General features: G+C 68.5%; 1 protein-coding gene and 1 pseudogene. Both read right to left on the reverse strand.

The window, feature by feature from the left end:
- On the reverse strand, positions 1-2,563 hold a 2,563-nt coding region (locus ACH107_RS31305), incomplete at its 3' end, for an error-prone DNA polymerase (protein WP_412509561.1).
- A 90-nt stretch (positions 2,564-2,653) separates the two neighbouring features.
- A pseudogene (locus ACH107_RS31310) lies at positions 2,654-3,344 on the reverse strand (DNA polymerase Y family protein); the annotation flags it as partial.

A 3,344-nucleotide genomic window follows, 5' to 3' on the forward strand; every position in this document is an offset into this window, starting at 1 on the left:
CGGCCAGCAGCCGCGCCGCCGCCCCGGCGCGCAGCCCGCTGATCTGGCGCAGGCCCAGGCGCAGGGCCATGCCGTCAGCATCGGGTTCCAGGGTATTGTCCCATTGGGAAAAATTCACATCCGGGGGGCGCACGGTCACGCCATGGTCGCGGGCATCGCGCACGATCTGGGCCGGGGCGTAGAAGCCCATGGGCTGGGAATTGAGCAGCGCGGCGGCAAAGGCCGCCGGGTAATGGCATTTCAGCCAACTCGAGACATAGACCAGCAGGGCGAAACTGGCGGCATGGCTTTCAGGAAATCCGTATTCGCCGAAGCCCTTGATCTGGTCGAAGCAGCGCCGGGCGAAATCCTCTTCGTAGCCGCGCGCGACCATGCGCCCGATCATCTTGTCCTGCAGGGTGTCGATGCTGCCGCGCGCGCGGAAGGTCGCCAGGGCCTTGCGCAGCTCGTTCGCCTCGGCGGGCGAGAACTCCGCCGCCTCGATCGCGATCTTCATGGCCTGTTCCTGGAAGATCGGCACGCCCAGGGTACGGCCCAGGATATGCTTGAGTTCCGCCGGGTCATGGGGCGCGCCGGGGGCGGGATAACTGACCTCTTCCTCGCCGTTGCGGCGCCGCAGGTAGGGGTGGACCATGTCGCCCTGGATCGGGCCGGGGCGGACGATGGCAACCTCGATCACCAGGTCGTAGAATGCGCGCGGGCGCAGGCGCGGCAGCATGTTCATCTGCGCCCGGCTTTCCACCTGGAAGACGCCGATGGAATCGCCGCGGCACAGCATGTCATAGACGCGCGGGTCGTCCTGCGGCACATCCGCAAGGGTGAAGTCCTGCCCGTAGTGCGCTGAAATCAGGTCGAAACACTTGCGGATGCAGGTCAGCATCCCCAGGGCCAGGATATCCACCTTGAGGATTCCCAGCGCGTCGATATCGTCCTTGTCCCACTCGATGAAGGAGCGGTCCGCCATGGCGCCGTTGCCGATGGGCACGGTCTCCACCAGCGGCCCGTCGGTCAGCACGAAGCCGCCCACGTGCTGGGACAGGTGGCGCGGCATGCCCACCAGCTGCTGCGCCAGCAGAACCGTGCGCCGGATCAGCGGGTCGGCAGGGTCCAGCCCGGCCTCGGCCAGGTGATCGGCGCCCACGTCCTTGCCCCAGCTGCCCCAGATCGTCTTGGCCAGGGCGGCGGTGATATCCTCGGACAGGCCCATGACCTTGCCCACCTCGCGCACGGCCGAGCGCGGGCGGTAATGGATCACGGTCGCACAGAGCCCGGCGCGGTCGCGGCCATACTTGTCATAGATGTGCTGGATCACCTCCTCGCGGCGCTCGTGTTCGAAATCCACGTCGATATCGGGCGGCTCCTTGCGTTCTTCCGAGATGAAGCGTTCGAACAGAAGCTGGTGCCGGGCCGGGTCCACCGCCGTGATGCCCAGCACATAGCAGACAGCGGAATTCGCGGCCGATCCGCGACCCTGGCAAAGAATTGGCTTTTCAACGCCTTGGCGTGCGAAGTTGATAATGTCATGGATGGTCAGGAAATAGCGCGCGATGTCCAGCTTGCCGATCAGCGCCAGTTCCTTTTCCAGGGTGGCGCGGGTCGCCACGGGCACCCCGTCCGGATAGCGTCGCGCCGCGCCCGCCCAGGTCAGGTCTTCGAGATAGGCCTGGGGCGTCGTCTCGGCGGGGATGACCTCGCGTGGATACTCATAGGCCAGCTGGCCCAGATCGAAGGAAATCGCATCGGCCACGGCGCGGGTGGCGGCGATGGCATGGGGCCATTCGCGGAACAGGCGTGCCATCTCGGCGGGGGATTTCAGGTGCCGTTCGGCATTGGGATGCAGCAGCGCCCCGGCACGGGCCAGCGTGGTCTTTTCGCGGATGCAGGTCATGACGTCCTGCAGCGGGCGGCGATTGGCTGCGTGGTAGTGCACGTCGTTGGTGGCCAGCAGGCGCAGCCCGTGCTGCCCCGCGATCCGGTCCAGCCGGTTGATCCGCGCCCGGTCGTCGCCGCGATACAGGTAAGAGGCCGCCAGGTAGGCCAGCCCCGGCAACCGCCGTTTCAGGCCCGGCAGGGCGCGGGCAAACCCGTCGAGGTTCTCGGGCGGCACGGCGATCAGGATCACGCCGTCGCAATGCGCGGCAAGGTCGGCCAGGGTGATGTCGCAGGCGCCCTTGGCCTGCCAGCGGCCCTCGGTGTCCTGCATCTTGCCCTTCGACAGCAACCGCGACAGGCGGCCATAGGCGGCACGGTCCGTCGGATAGGCCAGGAAGGCCTCGCCGCTGACCAGTGCCAGCCGCACCCCGATCAGCGGGCGCAGCCGGGCCTTTTTCGCCTCTACGTGCAGCCGCACCACCCCGGCGAAGGTGTTCAGGTCCGTGACCCCCAGCGCATGATGCCCCTTTGCCCGGGCCTCCTGCACCAGATCCACCGCGTCGGACGCCCCGCGCAGGAAGGAAAAGCAGCTGGCCACCCCCAGTTCGACAAAGGGCGCGGGCGGGGTCTCGGTGAAATTGCCCCCCTCGGGCAGGGTGCGGCGCTTATGCTGATGATCGTTTTCAGGCATCCCGCGCGCCCCGTTTCTTTGGGTCGAAAATACCGCGGAGGAGTCGGCCTATGGCCGACGGGGGCAGAACCCCCGATATGGCGCGGCATCTCATGCGAAGACCCCATGCAGGAACCAGCGCGGCGCACCGCCACGGCCATCGTCCGCCAGTCCCTCGCGGAACAGCCAGTAGCGGCGCCCGTGCTGGGTCTCGATCCGGTAGTAATCGCGCAGCCGGGCGGTGGGGCGATCGGCCCACCACTCCGGCGCGATCCGTTCCGGCCCGGCAAACCGCGTGATCTTGTGGGTCAGCCGCCGCCAGACGAATTGCACGGGCGGGCCGTCCGGCACGGCATAGAGCACGCGGATTTCCTCGGGCGGGTCCAGCAGGCGCAGCGGGCGCGGGCTGCGCGGGGGCGCCAGCGCTTCGGCGGCGGGCACCATGGCCGATTGCCAGCGCTCGCGGCGCTCGGGGATAAGGCTGTCCTTGGGGGCGGGGCGGGTGATGCGCTCGGCGCCGAAGCGCGCCGAGAGCCGGTCGATCAGCCGCGCCAGTTCGGTGTCCTGGTCGACATGGCCGTCGATGCGGGTCTGGACCATGTCCAGCTGCTCGACCACGCTGGCCGCCAGGGTGACCAGATCGAAGCCGAAGCCGGGGTCGAGCCGCTCCAGCCGCCCCTCGAAAAGCCGCAGCAGGTGGTCGGCCGCGCGGCTGGCCCGCGCGGTGGCCACGGACAGGGCCGCGACCTCGCCATCAGTGCGATAGAGCGTCAGGGTGACGCGGCGCGCGCCCATGCCCTCG

Source organism: Roseovarius halophilus (ex Wu et al. 2025), assembly GCF_047086965.1.